The sequence below is a fragment of the Corallococcus sp. AB018 genome (genome assembly GCF_003986945.1).
In the GTDB taxonomy this organism is placed as follows: Bacteria; Myxococcota; Myxococcia; order Myxococcales; family Myxococcaceae; genus Corallococcus; species Corallococcus exiguus.
In genome coordinates this window covers 14,195-36,886 of sequence record NZ_RAWR01000095.1, presented here as the reverse complement: position 1 = coordinate 36,886, position 22,692 = coordinate 14,195, and the positions used below count along the sequence as shown (strand labels likewise).

Sequence of the window (22,692 nt, the reverse complement as noted above, 5' to 3'; positions counted from 1 at the left end):
GGTCCGTCCCCCGCCCGCGAGCCCCGTGGACTGAGTGCCTGGCTGCCTCCCACCTGCCGCGGTCCCGGCCCCGGACCGTTTGTTCCGGTGCGGGAACCCGCGTGCTATGCCCGCCGTCTCACCGCGTGGAGCGCCTCTGACACCATGAAGCAGCCTGGGACATTCCGTCTGGCCCTTGGGGCCCTGGCGCTCGCGGCGCTCCTGCCGCTGACGGCGTCGGCGCAGGCCTTCGTGGGCGGGCGGCCTCCGGGTGGCAATGGCCTCAAGGTGGGCAACGGGCGACTGCACCCGACGCTGGAGCTGGAGACGCGGCTGGACAGCGGCGTGGGCTACTTCCGCGAAGCGGGCACCGGCCCCCTGTCCCCGGACCTGTCCGGAGAGCTGGCGCTGCACGTGCGCCCCGGGCTGATGCTGGACGTGCCGTCCCCCAAGCTGGCCATCGCGCTGCGCGGCAACCTGGACTACGTGGCCTACACGGGCCTGCTCACGGCGGGCTCCGGCGCGGCGTCTCACCTGGAGGGCGCGGCGGACCTGGCGCTGCGGTTCAACCAGGAGAGCGAGCTGTCCATCGAGGTCGGCGACGAGCTGACGCGCTCGGACCGCACGCGCACGGCGGCACTGGGCGCGGGCATCCTCAGCCTCTTCAACGAGGCGCGCGTGAAGGCGCAGTGGAAGCCCGGCGGCGGCGCGTTGGAAGTCACCCCTGCGCTGGCGTACGCGATGGAGTTCTTCGAGCCCCTGGGCGGCATGACGCCCATCGGCTGCACCGAAGCCGCGTGTGATCCGCTCGCCGCCAGCCAGTTCAACTACGGCAACCTGCGGCTGGGCGCGGAGGGCCGCTGGCGCTTCCTGCCCAAGACGGCGGTGGTGGTGGACACGGGCCTGCAGTACCGGGGCTACTTCAACGACACCACCACGCCCAGCGCGGCCATCCTGCACGCCATGGCGGGCGTGTCCGGACTGATCTCCCCGCGGATTACCCTGACGGCGAAGGCCGGCTGGAGCCAGAACCTGGGCTCGGGCGGCGGCGGCACCGTGGTGGGCCAGGTGGAGGGCACGTACCTCGTGGGCCCGTCGCTCACGGTGAAGGGCGGCTACCTGCGCGCCTTCCAACCGGTGGCCGCCTACGGCACCTTCCGCGACGACCGCGTCTACGCGGAAGGGCGCACCGTGATGGGCAGCCGGCTCGCGCTGCACGCCACGGGCGCGCTGGACTTCCTCTCCTTCGCGGGCGGCCGCGGCGACACGCTGGTGACGCTGGACCTGGGGCCCGAGTACCAAATCCGCCCGTGGCTGGTGGGCGCGGTGGGCTACATGCTGGGCACCCGCTCGTCGTCGCTGGGCGCCGCTGGCCTCAACTACACCCGCCACGAAGGCTACGCGCGGGTGTCCGTCTCCTACTGAGGCCTTCCGCGCCCATGCGTTCCTCGCGGCTCTGCTTCATCCTGCCGGTCCTCCTCGCGGTGCTGTCCGCATGCCACGCGGACACGCGCCCGCCGCCGCCTCCGCCCACGCCCGCATCGTCCGCGGAGGCCGCGGCGACGTCTGGCGGCAACCTGGGCCCCGGTGACGTGGTGGAGGTGCGCGTCTTCCAGGAGCCCGAGCACTCCGGCACCTGGCGCGTGTCGCCGGAAGGCACCATCGACTATCCGCTGTGCGGCAAGGTGTCGCTGTCCGGCCTCACCGCCAGCGCCGCGGCGGACGCGCTGCGAGACTGCCTGGCGCGCTACCTGCGCCGCCCGCAGGTGTCCGTGCTGGTGCGGGAGTACAACTCGCAGAAGATCTTCGTCTTCGGGGAAGTGCAGAAGCCCGGCACCTTCCCCGTCACCGGCGAGGTGTCCATCATCCAGGCGATTACGCTGGCCGGTGGTTTCACCAAGCTGGCGGCGAAGAACAACACGCTCGTCACGCGCGTGGTGGACGGGCAGGAGCGCAAGATTCGCGTGCCCGTGGAGGACATTGGCGTGGGCCGCGAGCGCAACTTCCTGCTCCAGGCCGGCGACATCGTCTTCGTGCCGGAGAGCTTCTTCTAGTCGCGCGACGTCCAGCCGATTTCATCCAGGAAGCGCTTCGCCTGGGTCATGAGCTGGGGCGCCAGGTTCGCGCCGCTCGCCAGCACGTCGCCCTTGAGCACGTCGAAGGGGCGCCCGTCGATGTGCACGATGACGCCGCCGGCCTCCGCCACCAGCAGGCCGCCCGCGGCGATGTCCCAGGGCTTGAGGCCGAACTCGAAGTAGCCGTCGAAGCGGCCGGCCGCGACGTACGCCAGGTCCAGCGCGGCGCTGCCGGTGCGGCGCATGCCCTGAGCCAGGAGGATGAGCTGGCTGAAGAGGCCCACGGGCAGGTCCGGGCGCTCGCGCACGTCGTAGGGGAAGCCCGTGCACAAGAGCGCCCGCTCCAGCGTGGCCGTGGGGCTGGCCTTCAGGGGCACGCCGTTGAGCGTGGCGCCCTCCCCCTTCGCGGCGGAGAAGAGCTCGTCGCGCATGGGGTCGTAGACGGCGCCCGCCACGGTGCCCTCCGGGCCCTCCACCGCCACGCTGACGCAGAAGTGCGGCACCTGGTGCGAGTAGTTGGTGGTGCCGTCCAGCGGATCCACCACCCAGCGGAACGTGTCGCTGCCCTGCGTGGCGCCGCTCTCCTCCGCGAGGATGGCGTGGCGCGGGTAACGCTGCCGCAGGAAGTCCAGCAGCGCGGCCTCGGAGGCGCGGTCCGCGTCCGTGACGAGGTCGATGCCGCCCTTGAACTCGATGGTGCGGTGCTGCGGGAAGCGCTCGCGGAGGATGCGTCCGGCCATGCGGGCGCCCTCCTCCGCGGTGCGGCGCAGCGCGGCGGGCGTTTCCGGTTCGTGGGCCATGGATGCGTTTCCCTCGGGTGCGCTCTAGGAGGCGGGCTCGGCGAGCAGCTGCTCGATTTCCGTCTGGAACTTCTGGAGGAACTCCTCGGCGAAGCCCTCGTGCACGTGGCGGACGACGCCCTTGCGATCAATGAGGAAGGTGGTGGGCATCAGCCGCACCTTCAGCAGGCGCTCGGACACCAGCGCGTTGGCGTCCAGGAGGATGGGCAGCTCCACCTTCGCCTCCTCCAGGAAGGGAGGAATGGCGCGCACGTCCTCGTCCACGTTGAGGGCGTAGGCCTTGAAGCCGCGCGAGCCGTACTCCTTCTGGAGCTGCGCGTACATGGGCAGCGCGTCCTTGCAGGGCTCGCACCACGTGGCCCACACGTCCAGGAGGACGACCTGCCCGCGGTCGCTCTTCAAGTCGTACGGGCTGTTGTCCGGGTAGCGCTTCACCTGGAAGACGAGCGGCTGGCCCGAGGCCCGGTTCGACTCCAGGGCGGAGCTGCTGGAGCGCGTCCCGTCACCGGTACGGTCCGTGAGCGCGGGCAACGGCGTGGGCGCCGCGGAGCAGCCCAGGGCGAACGCCAGGGCTCCCAGCGAGAGGAGGAATGGACGGCGCATGGCTCAGGTCCCCTTCCCCGCCCGGGACTTCAGGGCGGTGAGCAGTTTGTCGATGAAGCCACCGAAGGCGCCGTTGCTCATGACGAGCAGCACGTCACCGGACTTCGCCTCGGAAGCGACGCGGTCCACCAGCGTCTGCACGTCGGTGGCGCCGTCCGCGGCGATGCCCTGGCCCTTGAGCGCTTCGATGAGCTTGGGGACGTTGAGCTCCTCGCCCTCGGGCACCTTGTCGTGACGCTCGGGCACCTTGAGGCTGGCGCGCGTGGCGCCGGGGAAGGCGTGCGCGTAGTCCTCCTGGTGGATGTTGCGGCGGCTGGTGTTGGAGCGCGGCTCGAAGATGGCCCACAGGCGCCGGTCCGGGTAGCGGTGGTGGATGGCGGCGATGGTCTCGCGCACGGCGGTGGGGTGGTGCGCGAAGTCGTCCACCACGAGCACGCCGTCCACCTCCGCGCGAATCTCCTGCCGGCGCTTCACGCCCTGGAAGGTGGACAGGCCCTGCTGGATTTCAGCGAAGGTGAGGCCCAGGCCGCGCGCGGCGGCGATGACCGCGAGCGCGTTCTCCACGTTGTGCGCGCCGGACATCGGCAGCGTCACGGTGCCCAGGTCCTGGCCCTTCTCCATGACGTTGAAGCGAGCGCCCTCGGGACCGAAGGAGAGGTTCTTCGGCGTGTAGTCCGCGTCCGCGCCTTCCTCCGCCACGTAGGTGCTGACGGGCGCGATGCCTTCACGCGCGATGCGCACGGCGTTCGGATACGCGGCGCAGACGACCAGGTGGCCGTCCTTCGGCACCAGGCGCACGAACTTCTGGAACGTGGCCTCGTAGTGGGGCAGGTCGCGGAAGATGTCCGCGTGGTCGAACTCCACGCTGGTGACGATGGCGGTGCGCGGGCGGTAGTGGAGGAACTTGGAGCCCTTGTCCCAGTAGGCGGTGTCGTACTCGTCGCCTTCGACGACGAAGTGCGGGCCCTTCCCCACGCGGTAGTTGCCCGAGTAGTTCTGGGTGACGCCGCCCACGAGGAAGCTGGGGTCCTTGCCCGAGGCCACCAGCACGTGGGCCATGAGCGAGGACGTCGTCGTCTTGCCATGCGTGCCGGCGACGACGACGGAGTGCGAGCGGTCCAGGAAGAGCGAGCCCAGCGCCGCGGGGAAGGACATCTGCTTGAGGCCCCGCTCGCGCACGGCGGTGGCCTCCGGATTCACCCGGCGGATGACGTTGCCGATGATGACCAGGTCCGGCTTCGCCGCGTCCAGGTTGGCGGGCGAGTACGGGCTGCTGGCGGGGATGCCCCACGTGCGGAGCATGTCGCTCATGGGCGGGTAGACGTTCTCGTCGCTGCCGGTGACGTCGTAGCCGGCGGCCTTGAGCATGCCGGCGAAGGAGCCCATGCCCGTGCCGGCCACGCCCACCAGGTGGATGCGGCGCACGGACCGCGGGTCGAGTGTGTCGAGGACGTTGCCGTTGTCGTCAGCCATGCTGCGGTTTCCTCAGGGGAGGACGTGAAGGTCGAGCGCCTCCACGACGAGCTCGTGGAAGGCGGGGCGGAAGTCGCGGATGCGCAGGTCCTGACGGCCCTGGGCCACGCGGTTGGTGATGAGCGCGACGACGAGCGACCGCCTCAGGTCCACCCAGAGGCTGGTGCCGGTGAAGCCCAGGTGGCCCACCGCGCCCGGAGGCGTGTCGCCAATGAATCGGCCCGCGCTGGAATGACCCTTCGACGGAGAGTCGAAGCCCATGGAGCGCGTGCTGCCCTCCACCTTGGGGTCGGTGGCGAGCGCGCGGTGCCACAAGGGCCCCGGAGCAATCGCGGCATGCGTGCCCGCGGCGCCCTCCAGCACGGCCTGTCCGAAGCGGGCCACGTCCACGGCGGTGCCGAAGAGGCCCGCGTGTCCCGCGACGCCGTCCAGCACCCAGGCGTTGTCGTCATCCACCTCGGCGGGGCGGGACGGCTGCGATGGCACGTCCTTCCACAGCGACTCCTGGCCGGGAGCGGGCTCGCGCGGGCGCATGGCGCCGGTGGGCGCGGTGGCGCCGTCGGAGGGGAAATCGCTGAGGCGGTGGAAGCGGGCCTTCAGTTCCAGCGGCTCCGCGACGTGGCGATGGAAGAGCACGTCCAGCGGGGCGCCACCGGCGCGGGCGAGGATGTCGCCCAGGAGGATGAAGCCCACGTCGCTGTACACGGACTTCGTGCGCACGGGCGCGTCGAGCGGCGTGGCGGCGGCGGCATGGAGGACGTCCGCGTGGACCTGCGCGCGGACGGAGGAAGGGCAGCCGGCGTCGAGCAGCTCCGGGTGGGCCTTGAGGGCGTCCGCGAAGAACGGGACGAAGGCGGGCAGACCGGAGCGGTGGTAGAGCAGGTCCGCGACGGTGACGCCCGCGTCGCCCACGGGCGAGCCGGGGAAGTAGCGGGACACGAGCGTGTCCGGGCCCACCTTGCCTTCGGTCCACAGGCGCAGGAAGAGCGCGGTGGTGGACATGGCCTTGGTGAGGGACGCGAGGTCAAAGCGCGTGTCGCCCTTCACGTTGCCAGCGACGCCGCCGAAGACCTGCACGCCCTTGTGGAGCACCACGGCCTGGGCGGAGGGGAAGATGCCCAGCTCCACGCCGTCATCGAGCACGGCCTGGAGGTTGGCGATGGGGTGCTGGCTCATCCGGGGCTCACCGCGCCTTCGAGGAAGGTGAGGCGCGCGGCGTCCGCGTCCAGGCGCACGTGCGTGCCCAGGGCCACGGGGTAGTTGATGGCGCCATGGCCAATGGGGAAGCCCGCGGCGCAGGGCAGCTTCGCGTCGCGCGCCAGCTCACGGAGCACGTCCGCGCTGGAGTAGTTCGCGTCCTTCTCCTCGCAGGCGGTGAAGTCACCCAGGACGATGCCGCGCACACGGGAGAAGACACCGGCGAGCCGCAGATGGGTCCACATGCGGTCGATGCGGTAGGGGCGCTCGGTGACGTCCTCCAGGAGGAGCACGGCGCCGTCGAGCGGCGGCATGTACGGCGTGCCCAGGAGCCGGGAGAAGACAGACAGGTTGCCGCCCACGAGGGTGCCCTCGGCGGTGCCGGGGACGTAGGTGGCGTTGCCGTTGAGGGGCGGCGGGGCCTCCGCGGATTCGAGCAGGCGGAAGAAGTAGTCGTGGACCTGGGTGGACTGGCGGCCCAGCTGCGTGAGCACGGGCGCGTGGATGGAGACGCGGTGCAGGGCCTGGAGCGCGCAGTGGATGGACGTCAGGTCGGAGAAGCCAGTGAAGGCGATGGGGCCGGCCTTGTCGATGGGCAGCTCCGGCAACAGGCGAGAGCTGCCATAGCCGCCCCGAGCGCAGAAGATGGCGCGGGAGGCGCGGTCGAGGAACGCGTGCGACAGCTCCTCCTGGCGGCGGGCGTCATCCCCGGCGAGGTAGCGGTGCGAGGCTCCGATATCGGGCCGGACCACCGGCGAGTAGCGCTCGGAGAGGATACGCAGGCCGGCCTCGAAGGGAGCCTGTTCGAAGGGGCCCGCGGGGGCGACGACTTGCACCGTGTCGCGGGGACGGAGCGGAAGGGGCTTGAGCCAACGCACGCAGCGCTTCATAGCACCCGGTGCGAGGGGGAAAGGGTGTTTCAGGGAGCCCGGGGCCCGAAGCGTTGAGTACCGCAGGACGGAGGAACGAGGCCCCGTGGAGCGCTCGTCCGCCCGCTGGCCGCCCTACCCCGCCGTGCCGCGTTCGAGCACCGCCGCGAAGAACCCATCCGTGCCGTGCCGGTGCGGGGTGACGAGAAGGAACCCGTCCTGGAGGCACGCGTCCGGAAGCCAGCCAGCGCCCGGAGTGACGGCCCGGAAGTCAGGTCGGGAGCGGAGGAAGTCCGCGACCACGTCCTGGTTCTCCGCGCGGTTGACGGTGCAGGTCGCGTAGACGACCCGGCCACCGGGGCGAACCACATCCGCGGCGCGGGCCAGGATGTCGCGCTGGATGGCGGTGTACCGGGAGAGCGAGTCCGGAGTGAGCCGGAAGCGGAGGTCCGGGCCCCGGCGGAGCGAGCCCAGCTCGGAACAGGGCGCGTCCGCGAGGACACGGTCCACGTTGAGGCCCGGTGACGGAGGCGTCCGGAGCACCTGGACGCGGGTGAGCCCGGCCCGGGAGGCGCGCTGCTGGAGCCGATCCAACCGTTCCGCATCCGGGTCGTAGGCGAGCAGCCGGCCGGAGTCCTTCATGGCCGCGCCCAGTTGGAGCGTCTTGCCCCCTGCCCCGGCGCAAAGGTCGAGCACGGTCTCCCCGGGACGGGACTCCACGAGGAGCCCCAGGAGCTGGCTGCCCTCGTCCTGGACCTCGAACAGGCCCTCACGGAGGGAAGGCAGGGCGTAGAGGTTCGGCCGGGGCCCGTCGACATGCAGGGCCAGCGGGCTCCAGGAGCCAGGGCGGGTCGAGACGCCCTCGGAGGCCAGGCGCGCGGCCAGGGCATCACGGGAGATGCGGGCCGGATTCACCCGGAGCGTGATGGGGCCCGGGACGTTCAGGTGCGCGCAGAAGTCCTCCGCCTCCTTCCCCAACTCACGGACGAAATGGTCCGAGAGCCAGTCCGGCAGCGAGGCCCGGAGCGCCAACGACGGGGGCGTTCCGGTCCGCAGGGGAACCGGAGCCGCCAGCCCCGCCCACGACGCGGCGTCCGAAGCAGGAACGCCCACGAGGCCATGCAGGAGCGCGAAGAGAAGCTGGGAGGGCGACGGATCCGACGAGTCCAGGAGGAACCCCAGGCGGCGGCGCCAGAGGCCCACGTTGAAGACGGCCTCCTTCAGCGCCTGGCGCCCCTCGCGGGACAGGTCGCGGTGGGAGCGCAGGGTCCGGTCGAGGACGCGCTCGGCGGGGTCGCCCGAGAGGACGCGAGCAAGCGCCTCGGACACGACGGCGCTCAGTCCCTGGAGCGAGGACCAGGGCTGCGGGGTAAGCCGGGAGATCGGATCGAACAGGACAGTTGACAGGGCAGGCTCGGTTCTTTAGAAGTCGCATCCGTCACGGCAACGCACCGCCGCGACGGGACATATTCCCCGATAGCTCAGCTGGTAGAGCGGGTGACTGTTAATCACCATGTCCGTGGTTCGAGTCCACGTCGGGGAGCTTCTTGAAAGGCCCTACCAACCGGTAGGGCCTTTTTGTTTAACACGGGCCTCGCGATGCATATCGCGGGGCCTTCGTGCTTAAGCCGCTGAATCCCAAGGGATTCTGGCTCGCGGTGCTGAAGAGGGCCCTCTCGGTTCTCAACCCCGCAGAGCGAGATGCCCCCTCTCCTCCACCGCCGATTGGGCTCTCTGCACCGCTCTTTCACCCGTTCTGGGGAGAGAGAGGCCGAGAGCGGTTAACAAGTGCTGTTAACTTTTGGGGAGGCGGTTAACAACATTCCCCTGGAGACCCGCTCTTTCCGCTCTGAGGTTTCTGGGAAGACGTCTCTCTGTTTTCTGGTTTCGTCTCTTACTTGGCTTGCGGTTCCTAGCTAGCGCGCCGCAAGGCTTGCATCGGACGCGCTGGCCCGTACTCGTGGTGAGGGCGGTCGCAGAAGACTGCGGATCCGCGCAGCGCCAGTCCACTTCACCCGAGCTCGCACGCCCTGCAAACCCTCGGTCCATCAGTTCAGTCAGCTCCAGAAAGTCTCGCCGAGCCATTCACGCAGGGTCCCGGAAACGCGACCCTGCACTTTTAACAGCGGCCTCGGAGAGCGATCTCCGGGGCCGTTGCGCTTCTCCCCCACGTTTCCGCGACCTTCGCCGCTCGGCGTGCGCGTGGACAGCGTTCGCGCAGAGAGCACCGCAGGCGTGAAGACGGGCGCGTCGAGGGCGCGTGGGACGGCGTTCGCGCTCTCTTCTCGCGCCCACGGGAAGAGAGAAGTCGAGACGCGGTTAGCCGCCGACCCTCGTTCTCCGGGACGGTAACCAAGCGATCAAATGTCCACGCGGGGGGGGGGTGACTGTTGACCAACGGGGCGCTGTCCCGCGCGGGCTGCGCATCAGCGTTCTACAGCATCGCCTTCAACGCCGCCGATGTCCTCGGGTCGACCGCGACAGGTTCCTGCTCGATCCACAGACTGCGGCTCGCGACCTCCCGCACGAGAGCAGGAGCTTCGCCGAGATCGAGGTCCTCGGGCCAGACACCCGGCAGACCCTTCGCATCGACGGGCTCGGTCCAGAGCTCCGGCACGAACCCCGCAAGTCGGAACGGAGCGCGCGGAGGTGCCGAAGGATGCGGACGCCGTTGGGGTCGAGATCACCGAAGTGGACCACCGGCACGTGGACCAGGCGCTCGAGAAGTCGAGCGACCGTCGCCGTGTCCCATTCAGGCACGTGCACAAGCAGCCAGCCGTCGACGGCGTGTAGATCGCAGAACGCGCCGAGGTTCTCGACGAGAAGCGCCGCGAGGATCGCTCCTTCGAGAGCGAGGCCTCCTCTGAGGGCACGTTCCGGGATCGACACCTCGCCGAGGACAGCCAAAACGGCAGCGAGGTCGACCCTCCCCTGTGGCGTGAGCGCGACGAGACCTTGCGGTGGTCGGAGCCGCACGACGTCGCGCAGGTACCGGTGGACGTACTGGTAGTACTCCGACCACGCCTGCTGCCGTGCGCTACCCCATGACGCAATCCGATCGACGTGCTCGATGACCCGCTGGACCGTTTCCTCGGCTTCGCGGTTCTCGGCCGCCGTTGCGAGCCCCTGGAGCGCGAGGAGGAGCGCGACGAAGAGGTGCGTGTCGCGCAGGAGGATCTCGTTCAGCTCATTGAGCGTGCTCGTCGTGATGTCCAGGAGGAGCTGGCAGCGGTCGACGGCACTGAACCAATCCGACTGGAGAAGCTTGGCGATCTCTGCCTGCACTTCCTCTTGCTGCGCATCGAGCCCGCGCTGCCTGCGCTCAATGCCGGAGACCAGCTCGGAGACAGTAACGCAGAGCGGTCCAGACACCTTGCTTTTCGACGTCTCCGTATCCGTGGCCTTCTTCGCGGCCGCGAGCACCTCCGCGAGCTGCACGCTCAGCCCCCCCGTCAGTAGCGTCAGGCTCTCACGGGTCAGGGCCTCATCCGTCAGGAAAGACTGGACGACAGCAGCCGCGAGTGTCGTGAGCGCGTAGTCGCCCGCGCGCACGATGCCGGCCCCATCGACGCGCGCGAGCATGCTCTGCTCGCGGAGCCGCTGGATCGCGTGCGTTGCACGCTTGCGCGGGTTCTCGGCACCAGGCTCCACCACGTCGCAGACCTGCTCGAACATGTCGATGAGAACATCCTCCTCGAAGGACGCCAAAGCCGCCTTGTCGGCACGCAGGTAGAGGCCCGCGAGGAAGCAGAGGTCGACCGTCTTGAGTTCGAGGTTCTCCTGGTCGCGCGCAAGCGACGCGATGACACGGGTCGGCTCGTTGGAGGGTGGCGCGGAGGTCACGAGGCCCCCTTCGGCAGAGACCGCGCGGCCCCGCAGTGGCGCCGTCGTCTCGCTCATCGCCCCCGCCCTCACTCCACCAGCGACTTGAAGACGGCGTCCGACGCGTCCTTGTAGAACTCGATGTTGATCTTGGTCCAGAGCTCGTCTGGGAGGTCGTTGAGCTGTCGGCGGGCGGCGACGGGCATGAGGAGCGTCTGCGCCTGCTTGTCGACGGCCAGCTCCGCGATCCGCACCGCATTCGGGATCATCTCGATCGAGCCGCCGAGATTGAGCGCTCCGACGACGATGGTTCCGCCGCGCGTGTTGCGCCCCAGTAGCGCCCCGCAGAGGGCGACGAGCACCGGAACGCCGAGGCCTGCCCCCGTCTTGTCGGAGTCGATGGCGCGCATCTGAATCGAGAACTCGTGCTCTCGCGGGTTGCGATCGCCGACGAGTTCCTTCGCCCGCGTGTAGAGGTTCTGCTCGCCGACCTTCACACTTTCGCGGAACGCCGGCGGCGTCGGCTGATTGAGGACCTTCACTCCCGCGCCTGGGCCGCTCGCGACCTCGATGCGGTAGAGGCCCGGGCCGGCGTCGGGGCTCGCCGGGCTCACCGCCCAGACCTGGCCGGGAGGCAGCGGATCGCCTTCGATGGCCTCGTCGCTGTGCAGCTCCGGCGTCGAGACGAACTGCTCCACGCCCTCGGGGCCGACGATGTAGCTGAAGTGCGTGTTGCGGAACTCGCTCTTGAAGCAGCGCTTCTGCTGTTCCTTCACGCGGCGGCGCGACTCGAGCGCGACGCGCACGATCCACTCCAGGTCCTCATCCGGCACGGGCGCTTCAGGATCGGGGAAGAGCAGCTTGGTCAGGCCGCTCACCGTCTTGTTCACGGCCTCGATGTCGCGACCGGAGAGCGCGCCGCCGAGGTGCACGCGCCCTTGCATCACGGAGACGCGATTACCCGAGCGCAGCTTGCTCCAGCACTCGCTGAGGAAATCGCTCACCAGTCCGAAGTGGTCAGTGAAGTGGTCGTTGGGGTTGAGCTTCGGGAAGTCCCACCCGGGCACGAAGGCGTGGAGGCGATCCATGAACGCCGTGTCGTTGCGCATCTCCGGCGGCAGCGGGCTGAGCAGGTGCGCGACGCGCTGCTGCTGCTCGACGTCCACGTCGAAGTTGCCGACCATGACGATTCCGCCTTCAGCGCGGATGTTGTCCTTGCCGCGGCTGAATTGCCCCGACGCCATGTAGCCCTTCATGATGTTGACGCCGTCCTTCTGATCGAAGGAGATGCCTGACACCTCGTCGAAGCAGACGACGTCGTACTGGCACACGAGCCCGCGCTGGCCCGTTGCGTTGTTCACGAACATCTTGGCGACAGTCGCCTTACCGCCTGAGATGAGGTGCGCGTAGGGCGAGATCTGCTGGAACAGGTGGCTCTTTCCGGTGCCGCGCGGACCGAGCTCGACGAGGTTGTAGTTGCGCTCCACGAAGGGAACCATGCGCAGGATCGCGACTCGCTTCGCACGCTCGGAGAACGCGGCGGGCTCGAGGCCGATCGAGCGGATCAAGAAGTCGATCCACTCCGGCGTCGTGAACGAGCGGCGCGCCTTCGCCAGGACGTCGAGCACGTCGGACTTCGACATCTGGATCGGCCGCATCGACTCGATGGAGAACGGACGGCCTCCCTGCTCCTGCGCGGTGATGCCGTCGTAGGCGACCGTGACCTCGGCGTAGAAGCCGTCGGTGAGCATGCGCTCGTTCTCACGAACGAGCTGATCGTCGATGCGCACGTCGCGCAGCGCCAGACTCGGAAGCTCGGCGAGGAAACAGTCGTTCTTAGCATCAAGGCGCGCCTTGACGATGTCGATGAGCTTGACGCTTCCGCCATCCTTGGCGCGCGCCTTGAAGAGTTCCTCTTCGCCGGTGCGAACCGTCCGGTCGCGGAGCTGCTTCTCGACGATTTGGAGGCCCTCGGCGATCTCCTGCTCATCCGTGCTCGCGCAGTAGCGGCCGAGGAGGAACTCGACCACGTAGGTCGGCACCGGATACTGGCGCGCGTACTTGCGCACCAGGTCTTTGCGGACGAGGTAGCCATCGAAGACAGCTGCAGCTTGCTGGTCGAGATGGTCGAGAATCATGGTCATGAGGCTTCTCCGACGGTCGTGGTCTTCCGGTCGAGCACGCTGCCCGCGGCATCCACGACGACGACCGTTGCTGCAGCACCTTCGTGAGCGTCATCGGCCACCGCCAAGCTCGCCTCGCCGGCCGGGCCGACTTCCTTGGTCGATGCGGCGATGCTGGAACTCGCCTGCTTCCAGTTGAGGCGCAGGTCGACGCGCACCAAGGGATCGTTCGTCGAGACCGTCACGCGGCAGCGCATGCCGCGCCACGACACCGCCGTGATGGCGGCGCTCGTTCCGCCGCCCCCTCTCTCGACGATCAGCTCAGGAACGATGCACTCCTGAGGGCTGATGCCGCCGTGCGAGTACTCGGTGTTCGGGGCGAAGCTACCGACGCCGGGCGGCGATGCGATGCGGACGTGGGTGTTCCAGTGCCAAGCGTGCACCGGAACCGAGGGCTTCGCGTCGCCCTTCACCGTGGCGCAGCGGGACCACTTGGTTGCCGTTAGGTGCGAAGGCACCGCCACGTGCGGCAGCCCCCCCGGCATGAGCAGCCAACCGTGATCGGTGACGATCCTGATGCGCGTCCAGCCGGCATCGATGAGCCCGGTCACCTGATCGACGAGCATCTCCAGCTCGGTGTCGATCTGCGCGGCCAAGCGAGCGCCCAGCTTGTGCCCGAGTTCGTCGAGCTTGCCGGTCTCTAGCCAGCCGCCGGTCGTTCCCTGCTTCGCGGGGCGGATGTCCTCGCCGAGCAGGTCGATGCCTCGTCCCGCCATGTCATCACGCAGGCGCTGCGCGGTCGCGGCCTGCGGGCTGTTCTTGAAGCGCGGGTTGAAGTCGATGATGTCCTCGCCGCCCTCAAGGCGGTCGTGGGAGAGCGTCGCAAACGGCTTCGCGGTGGCGGTGACCGTCGGAAGCGGCGAGAGGCGATGGTTGAGACGGGCGCGGTATCCCTTCGCATCGAGACGGTCGGCGAGCATGCCGGCGACGTCGTAGCGAAGGCCGTCCGCGAACATGAGGCACGAGTCCTTTTCGTGCTGGCTACCGGAGACCTTCGCGCGAACCACGGACTCGGCGCCTTGAATGAGGTCCTGGAAGTGGCGCGCGGAGGCTTCGAGCCACGGTAGGTAGAGCGCGCGAACCACGCCCTGGATGAGGCTCACGTCAGCGGGCTGCTTCACCGAAGCAAGCGCTTCGAGCGCGGCGCGGTCGCAGCGCCAGCCCTCGTTCACGTAGCCGGTCACCGCAGCATCGACGGTGGCGCCGCCGAGCGTCGTGGCGGCGGCCGTCGCAAGACGTGCGAGAGGCGCGAGGGCTACCGCCAGCGGGCTCTCGCCCAGCTCCGCCCAAACCCAGTCGCGGCGCTTGCCGTGCTCGGCTTCGAGCGCGGCGATCTTCTCGAGCGCCTTCGCGTGGGGCGAGCCGGCAACTGCAGCGAAGTCCGCGCGGAGTCGCTGCTCGGCGTCGACGTTCCCCCGGGCGTCGCGCTCACCGCCCCGGTGAAGCAGCGGCGTCGCGCTCGCGCGCAGCAGCTTCGCGACGTCCGGGTAGAGCTTCGGGGCCTCCTTGAAGCGCTGCCAGACGTTGGCCCACTTGCCGTTGCCTTCAACGAGCGCGAGCGCCGCGTCGCACGGGGCCTTCTTGTCCGGGTCAAACTTGAACTCGGAGTTGCACACGCCGCAGAACGCCTTCCAGCGCGCTTCGCCTTCGGTCGTGCGCAAGGCGTCGCCAGTACCCATCCAGCGCAGTAGGTCGCGCGTGGGGTCGCTGACAGCGAGCCGGTCGAAGTCGTCGGCCTCGAGGCGATGACCGCGGAGGCCGTCCAACGGCGTCTCGGCGAGCAGCGGGAGGCTGCGCTGTGCCGCCTCTCGGGTGCGTGCATCCTGAGCGACGTCGAGTCCGAGCCCGTCCTCCGAGACGAGGAAGGCGTCGATGGTCCAATCGCGGCCGTTGCGCTGGTGCCAGACGCGGCCTCGGTACTGAAGCTCGACGAGCGGCTTGAGGTCGCGCGGGCACTCGTCGCCCGCACGCAGCGCCTGGCGCGCGACGCCCGGCAAGTAGACGATCGGTACGACGCCAGGCGCGATCGCGACATCTTCGAGCACGCGGTCGACCACGCAGCGCAGCCAGATTGCGGGGCCCGTGCGCTTCGCGGCGTCGTACGCGCCGAGAACGAACAGGTGCGGCAGCGCGCTCTGCAAGCGCAACACGAGGCCCGCCCACTGCCGGTCCGCATCGGCCCAGAGGAGAGCTGCGGGCGCCGCCTCTCCCTCTGCGGTTCGTAGCGCGTGAAGGAACGAGTGCTCGAGCGCGTCGACGAGCCCACGCGCACGGGGCGGCGTGCTGGCGCGACGTCGGGAGGTCGTCACGACTTGCCTCCCTTGGCCTTGGCGCGCTCACGCGCGGCCAGCTTCGCGGCGGGCGAGTAGTGGAGGTCGTTCCAGCGGTTGCCGTCGAACTCCTTGCCGCCAGCGATGTCCTGCGCGCTCTCGTCCCACCCCCAGAACCACGGGAACTCGGACTTGGAGCGCGATGCCTCCTTGCCCTTGTCCTTGCGCCAGTGAATCCGAGGGGTCACGCGTAGAATGGAGGCGTTCTTCCCGCGCGCGTTCAAGGGCCTCGCAACCATGAACGGGCGGATGTTCACGCGCACTCCGTCGTCGATGTCTGGCGACCATCCGACAGGCTGATCTTCGAGCGGTTTCCATCGCACAAAGATGTCGTAGGGCGGCTCGCCTTCGAGGATCTTCTCGAGCTCGCGCTTCAGGTGCTCGGCCGCCGCAACTCGCCCGTCGGCACCTTCGACACCCGCCTTCTGATCGGCGCGCTGACGATCCAGCCAATCCCCCAAGTACGTGTAGATGAGCTTTTCGAGCGTGCGTTTGCCCTCGCCGTTCGGCGCCGCCAAGCGGTGATAGCTGACAAGCGCACTGAAGCCGTCCCTGAGACCGTCCCACACCTGCCACACGAACGGACGCTGGTGGAAGATCTCGCAGTGCGACTCAAAGAACGAGTTGCGCAGCCAGTCGTCGAGAGATCCCTGCGCACCTTCCACCTGAAGCAACTGCGTGAGAACGGCGGCCGACCACTCCGGTGCGAGTGCAGATGCCAGGAACGCCTGTATTCGATCGGCCGCCGCAGCCTCACCCCGAATAGAAGGCAGGCAGACGATGCCGTCATCATCGACATGAACGTCAAGCCCGTCGTCGACGTAGGGATCGGTTGCGTCGAACCGGACGCCAAGCTGCCGCGGCCACTTGTACCCAAGCAAGCGCGCAACAGCGACGTGAAGCGGGTGGTCTGAACCACGCGGTCGCCCGTCAAAGAGCCACTGCGTGGGGTCGGACACAGCGACTCTCGGAACGCCGTTGGGGAAACGCTCCGCTGCGACGTCACGCCATTGTTCGATGTCGAAGGCGACCTTCACGAGGGTCGCGTTCGTGACCTTTACCTGCTGGTCGATCTCACGAATCAGCCGCCGATAGTCATCGGACGAGCAGAAAGCCCATACCGGCAACAGGTCGGCATCGTCCTTCACCACGACAGCGGAACAGTTATTGTCGAAGAGCTCGCCCGTGAAAAGCGTGACAGGCAACTGGTTCATTTGGGAGACGACGACGCCTCTGCGTCCGAGCGCTTCGAGACCTTGCACTCGAGCCTGTTCGCTTGCCGCGAGCGCACCGCGTCCCTGTTCCCACAGCACGATGTGCTCTCGGCCGCCGTACGCCGTCGTGTTCTCGACGGTGCTCTGCTGAAACGACCAGCGCTCTCCGTTCTCCGCTACCTCCCAAAAACATCTTCCGAACCGCGAGTAGTCGGCGGTCGCCACGCCCTGATACCCGGTCGCATATCGAGCGAGCAGGACTTCGTCGTCGCCCTCCCGAAAGGAAATGCGTGCGTCGGGATTCTTAAGTTGGTCACGCTGGCCAAGTACCCAAACTTGGTTCGACTGCAGCTCGGCGGCCTTCAGGGCTGTCTCTCTCGGACCGGACACGTCCAGACCGGAGAGCGAATGCCCCTCAGCCGCCCGGCCACGAGTCAACGTGACGAGCGCAGTGGTGGCGGCCCAGAAGTTCATGTCTTGAAACGCAGCGGGGCCGAGCTTCACGGCGAGGTCCCACTGCTCCTCCCTGAGCAACTGCTCACGCAAGCGCCGGTATGCCGAAAGGAAGAGCCAGTTCTGGGGCGTCACCAATGCGGTGCTTCCGCCGTCCACGCACCAGCGCAGGCAACGTTGGACGAAGCACGTCGCAAGGTCGGCCTTAGCGTCTGCGTGGTGCGTCTCGCAGAAGTCCTTCAACGCATCGCACTGCTTGCCGCGACCAAGGTACGGAACATTGGTGATGACCAAGGTGAAGCGTTCACCGAGGATGCGCGCGGCCTTCGCTACTCCGCGCGCCGCGACAGCCAACTCCGTGGTGGAGTCATCGCGCTCCGCCGCAATCGCCTGCTCGAAGTGCGGCAGCACGCGTTCGAACGACGCCGAGAGCAACGTACCGCCGACGCGCGTGGGGTCGATCAAGCTGCCGAGCAACGGGGCCTGTTCGAACAGCACATACAGTTCCTCCATCGCCTGCCTTGAGGGACCATCGTCGCCGGCCAGTTCGACCCACGCGGACTTCTTGGCGTTGATGCCAAGCCCCGAACACGCGAGGTTCAGCTCAGGCAGTTCGCGCCTGCCTCCCAAGCGCCAGGCGGACATCGCGAGGTTGAACGCTGCAATCTGCGTGCATCGAGGGTCGACTTCGAGGCCGAAGATGTTGTCCCGCAGGACTGCGTCAACGGCCGCCTCCACGGTGAGCCCTTCTTCGACTCGGCGAATCGCGACGAGAAGAGGAAGTGCGAACGCGAGGAAGTGTCCGCTGCCCATGCTCGGATCGAGCATGCGGAGAGCTTTCGCGCTCGACGCCCAACCGCTGAACGAGCCAGCAATCGGCGCCCCGTCGCCATCAGTGCGCAGATAGGTCAGCGCGTAGCCGGGGAGGTCGAGTAACTGCCCGGAAGCGCGCCGTCGAGCAGCCCACCACGCACCGATCGTGTTGTGGAGCAGGAAGAGGACCATGTAGTCCTCGGTGAAGATCTGCGTCGCGGGCGACAGCTCGTCCGCGCCGATCTTGTTGCCGGACGCGTTGACCGCGTCCTTCTGCTCGGTCTGCCAGTACTGGTAGACCCACCCGAGGCTGTCGTCAGCTATGAAAACGTCCCGAGGCTGCTGCTCCAGGATTGCTTCAAGCTCCTGGCGCTTCTCGGGCGGCAACGCGACCTCCAGCACCGGGTCGCCCGCGCGGAAGATCTGCGGGAGCATGCGCTGCGCGAAGTCGCTCGCCAGCACGAGCCAGTCCTTGCCCTGCTCACGCGCGAGCTCGCGGCACTCGTCGAGCGACAGCGCCATGCCTGACTCGGGCTCGACGAGCAGGTCGTTCTCCGCAAGGAAACGCGCGAAGAGCAGGCGGTGCCAGTGCTCGTAGGCGCACTCGCCGGTGAGCCGCTCGATGGTCTGCGTGCCCTTGCGCTCGTCGAGCTTGTCGCCGAGCTGGCGGCCGTGGGCGCGCAGGCGGTTCCGCAGCTTGCGCTGCTCGGGCGAGAGCATTGGCCACGGCTCGTGGTGGCCCACGGCGAGCTGGTTGATCGCGTCTCGTGCTCCGGCCTCCGCCACGCAGCGGGCCTTCTTCACGGCGTTTTCGAGGTCTCTGCGGAGGTTGCGGTCGAGTAATGCCATCGGGATTCCTCAGCTCACAAGCACGGGGCCATCCTTAATGGCGGCGACGAGGGCTTTTTTTTGGCGTTCGAGCCACGCATCGACGTCGGCCTCGGTCGCCAGCGTCGAGCGCTCGATGGCCACTGGCCTCACCTTCGGCTCGAGCAGCTTGGCAGCCTGTTCGAGCGCCTTCTGCACGCGGCCCGGGATCGCGTCGACCTCGGCGTGACGCGAGGACAGCGACTTCGCATCGAGCGCTGACGCAAGCGACTCGTCGCTCGGCACCGACAATTGAGCCGCGGGCGAGAGCCCGGCGTTCGCGAGGATCGACGAGCGATCCGACTCCGACAGGCGAGGCCACAGCGTGCTGGATTCGAGCGACGCCATGCCCTTGCCGAAGGCCGTCTCGTAGGCGCCGTGAGCCTCGAACAGCGCTTTGCGGAGCGCATCGGCGAGGCCGGAGCGCAGGGGCGCCACCGGGTCCGTGGCCTCGAGCAGCAGCCGGTGCGAGCGCACGGCCTCTACCTGGTTCAGCAGGTCGGCCGCCGCCGCAAGCCCGTGGGCGTGCTTCGCGAGCCGCTCGAAGAGTTCCCAGGTCGGCCGGCGTGCATCGACGAGCGCCTTGGTCTTGGACCACTCGGCGATGTGCTTCTCGAGGGTGGCAGCGTTGTCGCGGATGCCGGCGAGTTGGTCGTTGCCGACGCGCGCGCGGATGTCCTCGATGTCAGAGACCGAGGCCGGTGCGGGCAGCGGGGCGTCACCGCCGGTCGCGCGACCGAGGGCGGCGAGCTGGTCGAGGAAGACGGGCGCCTTGATCAACTCCTCGCCCGCCTTGCAGCTCACGCCGAGCGCCTGAAACACCTTGCGGATCGCGAGCTTCTCGGTGACGGAGAGCGTGATCTTCTCGACGCGGAACTCGGCCTTCGAGATCTTGTTCTGGTCTAGCTGCCCGGACGTGAGCACCGTGCCGTTCAGCGTGGCCGAGATGTGCTGCGTGCGATGCAGGGCGATGAGGGCAGCATCGATCGCGTCCTGCGGCCAGCCGTAGGGACTCGCTCGAAGGACCTTGCGCACATCGCCACCGAGCTTGCCGGCGCCGATGGTCGAAACCACCGCCTTGCACACGGCGTGTTCCTCTGTCGCGACGGTGTGACCGACAGGTGCGAGCGGCTGATCGGCGCCTTCTTTCGCACGCTTGATGACCGTTTCCCACGCCGCCGAGTCGGCCTCCTTGAAGCGCGGGAAGAGCCGCACGAGCGCCGAGTTGGTCGCCTCGCGAACGCGCTCCTCGATCGTCGCCTGGAGCAACTCGGAGCCACCGCCTTGGAACACCTTCGCGTTGGCGACGATCTGCTTGATGAGCTCGTCGCGCTGGCGGACAGCGGCGTTACGCCGGCTCTCCATGCTGTGCTTCGCCTCCTCGCCCTCGCGGGTCGTGGGCGTGCCCTTGGCGTCGATGGTCTGCTGTGCGGCCTCGGCGTCGACGATCAGCTTGCGCAGCTCGTCGGCCGCCTGGCGCGGCAGGAACACGAAGACGGTGGGGCTGTCGGTGCCAGCAGCGCGCGCGGCGTCGAGCAGCTCCTTCTCGCTTGCCGACCAGCCATCGCGAATCCACAGCGGCACGCTCTCGCCGTTGCCCGTGGGCGGCGTCTGGTCGCGTGAGACGACGACCTGGCGCGCCTCTTTCGCCGCGCCCTGCACGACCTTCACCGAGCGGATGACGCGATCGGCCTCGGCGTAGATCTGCTGGTCACGACGGATCTGGATGTCAGCGTCGTCGTTCGCGAGCTTGCCCTGGCGGCGGCGGAACTCGGCGTCCCACTCGGCGCCCTCCTTGGTCTGCAAGCGGTACTCGTCGCCGACCTTCATCAGCGCTCCGCTCGACGCAAGGTCCTCCAGGACGACCTCGACGCTGCTGCGCAGCTTGCCGTTGTCGGCGAGGAGGTCGTCGACGAGCAGGTCGGCGATGTGCTCCTTCGAAGCGCGCACGCCGATGTCCGCGCCCGCCTCGCGCGGCAGCCGGCTGATGAGGAAGACGAGCCCGCAGATGCGCCGCGCGAGCTTCCCCTTGTCCGTGCCGTCCTTCGAGAGGTTGATGATGCGCTCGTTGATCTCGCGCAGCAGGACTCCCGTGTTGACCATCTCCGGGGCGAGCGCCTCGAACAGCTCGTCACCCGGGACGGTGGCGCCAAGGCCGCGATCGCAGAGCCGCGCGACCGCATCGTGGATGATGCGCAACTGCGAGCGGAGCTGGCTATGCGTGCCAGCGGCATCGACCGCGCGGAAGCAGTGTTCCCAGAACCTACGACGCACGGGCAAGAGCGGGTAGTCGTCGACGATGACCTCGCGATCCTGCGCGCTCTCGCCGATGCGCGTGCCCTGGAGCTGGCGCGAGACCTCGCCGCCGTGCTTCTCCAGGAAGTCCTTCACGGTTGAGATCGACGCAGCCTTCTTCTGCAAGAGCACCTTGCGGACGACCGTTTCAACGTCTTGGTCCGAGAGCTGGACGCTGATCTGGTAGCGGTGCATCAGCTTGTGCAGCAGGCGAACCTGCGTCAGCGCGCTCTGGCCCGACGCGACGACGATTACGCGGCTGTCGAGTTGCTTCGACAGCGCCTCGGTGACCTCGGTGACGAGCGTCGAGCGGTCGTTGGAGTCGCCGATGTACTGCTGGACCTCGTCGAGCACGAGGAGCGTCAAGGGCGTGCGGCCGTCGCGTCCGACGAGTTTCAGCACGCGCTTGATGGCCGTGAGAAACTCCTCCGTCGTGACGTCGGTGTTGCGCGGAGGGAACTGCGCCTTCAGCGTGTTGCGCGCTTCAGCCTCCGTCGATGCGAAGCCTGGGTCACACGCCAACAGCGCGTTGGCGATGTGCTTGCTGACGTAGAGGTTGTTGAGCTCGGACTGCCACTGCTTGCCGGCACCTTCGACCGCGCCCTTCACCTTGTCAAACCAGCCCTGGTCGTGGAGCCACAGGCAGAACTGCGCCTGCGGGAACTGATCCGGCAGGCCAACGCCGCGCAGGAGCACAGCGAGGATCGTCAGGCGAACGTGATCCGTGGTTCCGCTCGGGAGAGCGCCGGCCGCTGCCAGCAGCCCGCCTGCGCGCTTGCCCGCTGTGTCGAGCTCACGGAGGAGACTGCGCAGCTCGTCGGGCATCGACGGTACGAGGCTGCGCGCCGTGGCGCCGTCGGGGAACTTGGTGTCCTGCCAGAGGTGGCAGGCCATCTTCAGCAGGTGTGACTTACCGCTGCCGAAGAAGCCGCTGACCCACGCGGCCTTCTGGCTCGTCTGCGCGAGGTTCGCGAGAAAAGACGACAGGATGCGCTGGATGCCGTCGGCGTACTGACCCTCGCACACGAACGTCGAGAGTTCGCCACGCAGCTCCTCGAACACCTTCTCGTTCGACTTGTCGGCGATGCGGGCCTGCCCCTGGTTGACCAGCGGGTGGGTGGAAGGGTCTCGCTGAAGGACGTCTTTGATTTTCATGCTGCACCGCCGGCGCTGTGGATGGAGATCGGGACCGCCATGTAATTCCAGCCGTCGCGCGCATCGAGCAGCCGGTAGTTGTTCTGCTCGAGCGTGCCCGGGAAGAACACGACGAGGCGACCGCGAACGTCGCGCTCGACCCGTTTCAGCACCTCGGAGACGTGCGTGAAGCCGTAGAGCGAGCCCGCGCCGAACACGGCGACGACAGAGGCCTCAGAAACGTCGGGCGCCGTGAGCACCGCCTGGATCTTCTCCGCGGCGTACTCGGGGAACTCGTCCTTCAGCTTCAACTGCAGGTCGTCAGGCGACTCGAAGTAGGCGTCGCGATACTCGTCGGATGCGAGCCATGTCGCGAACGCGGTGGTGAGGTCGACCTCGTGCCAGTCGTGCCCGGCCGCCTTGGTGCGTGTCTCGAACTCGCCCTTGCGCGCTCGGAGAACCCGCTCAAGCTCCTTGTCGTAGGCCACCATGATCACGCGCTGTGCCCCGGCGACGGTGCGCTGCCATGGTGTCGTGATGTGCTGACCGTACAGATCTGCGAGGTCTTCGAGTCGCGCCATGCAG

General features: G+C 68.2%; 14 protein-coding genes and 1 tRNA gene. 3 read left to right on the top strand and 12 right to left on the bottom strand.

Translation table 11 applies throughout. The features are described 5' to 3' along the window. Nucleotides 1–144 precede the first annotated feature (144 nt). Nucleotides 145–1,404, top strand: coding sequence for a hypothetical protein (locus tag D7Y11_RS21090; protein WP_126934609.1), 1,260 nt, complete (start codon nt 145–147; stop codon nt 1,402–1,404). A gap of 14 nt (nt 1,405–1,418) precedes the next feature. Further along, nucleotides 1,419–2,033 (top strand): polysaccharide biosynthesis/export family protein, encoded by a 615-nt coding sequence (locus tag D7Y11_RS21085; RefSeq protein ID WP_120579484.1) that lies wholly within the window; start codon nt 1,419–1,421, stop codon nt 2,031–2,033. Here the strand turns inward: D7Y11_RS21085 and D7Y11_RS21080 are convergent. From D7Y11_RS21080 to D7Y11_RS21055, 6 genes are all read right to left on the bottom strand, one after another. Continuing rightward, on the bottom strand, nt 2,030–2,854 hold the full coding sequence (locus D7Y11_RS21080) for an inositol monophosphatase family protein (RefSeq protein WP_121759016.1): 825 nt from the start codon (nt 2,852–2,854) through the stop codon (nt 2,030–2,032). The two genes, D7Y11_RS21085 and D7Y11_RS21080, sit on opposite strands and share 4 nt — an antisense overlap. A 24-nt stretch (nt 2,855–2,878) precedes the next feature. Further along, nucleotides 2,879–3,457 (bottom strand): TlpA disulfide reductase family protein, encoded by a 579-nt coding sequence (locus D7Y11_RS21075; RefSeq protein WP_121754716.1) that lies wholly within the window; start codon nt 3,455–3,457, stop codon nt 2,879–2,881. Nucleotides 3,458–3,460: 3 nt separating this feature from the next. After that, nucleotides 3,461–4,930, bottom strand: coding sequence for a UDP-N-acetylmuramate:L-alanyl-gamma-D-glutamyl-meso-diaminopimelate ligase (gene mpl, locus D7Y11_RS21070; protein WP_126934608.1), 1,470 nt, complete (start codon nt 4,928–4,930; stop codon nt 3,461–3,463). Nucleotides 4,931–4,942: 12 nt separating this feature from the next. Continuing rightward, complete coding sequence (locus D7Y11_RS21065; RefSeq protein WP_126934607.1) at nt 4,943–6,106, bottom strand: serine hydrolase; 1,164 nt, start codon at nt 6,104–6,106, stop codon at nt 4,943–4,945. Next, nucleotides 6,103–7,017, bottom strand: coding sequence for an LD-carboxypeptidase (locus tag D7Y11_RS21060; protein ID WP_126934606.1), 915 nt, complete (start codon nt 7,015–7,017; stop codon nt 6,103–6,105). Before D7Y11_RS21060 ends, D7Y11_RS21065 begins: the two co-directional genes overlap by 4 nt. A gap of 114 nt (nt 7,018–7,131) precedes the next feature. Continuing rightward, nucleotides 7,132–8,325 carry an RsmB/NOP family class I SAM-dependent RNA methyltransferase gene (locus D7Y11_RS21055; protein WP_199753759.1) on the bottom strand — a complete coding sequence of 398 codons (1,194 nt, stop codon included), beginning with the start codon at nt 8,323–8,325 and terminating at the stop codon, nt 7,132–7,134. Between the two features lie 141 nt (nt 8,326–8,466). Here D7Y11_RS21055 and D7Y11_RS21050 point away from each other — a divergent pair. After that, nucleotides 8,467–8,539 (top strand) — tRNA-Asn (locus tag D7Y11_RS21050). Between the two features lie 905 nt (nt 8,540–9,444). On the opposite strand, the gene D7Y11_RS21045 is transcribed toward D7Y11_RS21050, so the two are convergent. Genes D7Y11_RS21045 through D7Y11_RS21020 form a run of 6 tightly spaced genes read right to left on the bottom strand, consistent with a single transcriptional unit; the run spans nt 9,445 to nt 22,688 of the window. Continuing rightward, the gene (locus tag D7Y11_RS21045; protein ID WP_126934604.1) at nt 9,445–10,896 is read right to left on the bottom strand and encodes a Wadjet anti-phage system protein JetD domain-containing protein; all 1,452 of its coding nucleotides are present in this window, start codon (nt 10,894–10,896) and stop codon (nt 9,445–9,447) included. Nucleotides 10,897–10,907: 11 nt separating this feature from the next. Further along, a complete protein-coding gene (brxL, locus tag D7Y11_RS21040; protein ID WP_199753758.1) occupies nt 10,908–12,962 on the bottom strand; it encodes a protease Lon-related BREX system protein BrxL in 2,055 nt (684 codons plus the stop codon). Further along, the gene (pglZ, locus tag D7Y11_RS21035) at nt 12,959–15,310 is read right to left on the bottom strand and encodes a BREX-1 system phosphatase PglZ type B (protein ID WP_126934603.1); all 2,352 of its coding nucleotides are present in this window, start codon (nt 15,308–15,310) and stop codon (nt 12,959–12,961) included. Before pglZ ends, brxL begins: the two co-directional genes overlap by 4 nt. After that, entirely contained in the window at nt 15,307–18,660 is a 3,354-nt protein-coding gene (locus D7Y11_RS21030) for an N-6 DNA methylase (RefSeq protein WP_126934602.1), read from the bottom strand. The genes pglZ and D7Y11_RS21030 overlap by 4 nt, the downstream gene beginning before the upstream one ends. A gap of 9 nt (nt 18,661–18,669) precedes the next feature. Then, nucleotides 18,670–22,128, bottom strand: a complete 3,459-nt coding sequence (brxC, locus tag D7Y11_RS21025; protein WP_126934601.1) for a BREX system P-loop protein BrxC — start codon at nt 22,126–22,128, stop codon at nt 18,670–18,672. Further along, nucleotides 22,125–22,688 carry a BREX protein BrxB domain-containing protein gene (locus D7Y11_RS21020; RefSeq protein ID WP_126934600.1) on the bottom strand — a complete coding sequence of 188 codons (564 nt, stop codon included), beginning with the start codon at nt 22,686–22,688 and terminating at the stop codon, nt 22,125–22,127. Before D7Y11_RS21020 ends, brxC begins: the two co-directional genes overlap by 4 nt. Nucleotides 22,689–22,692 lie beyond the last annotated feature (4 nt).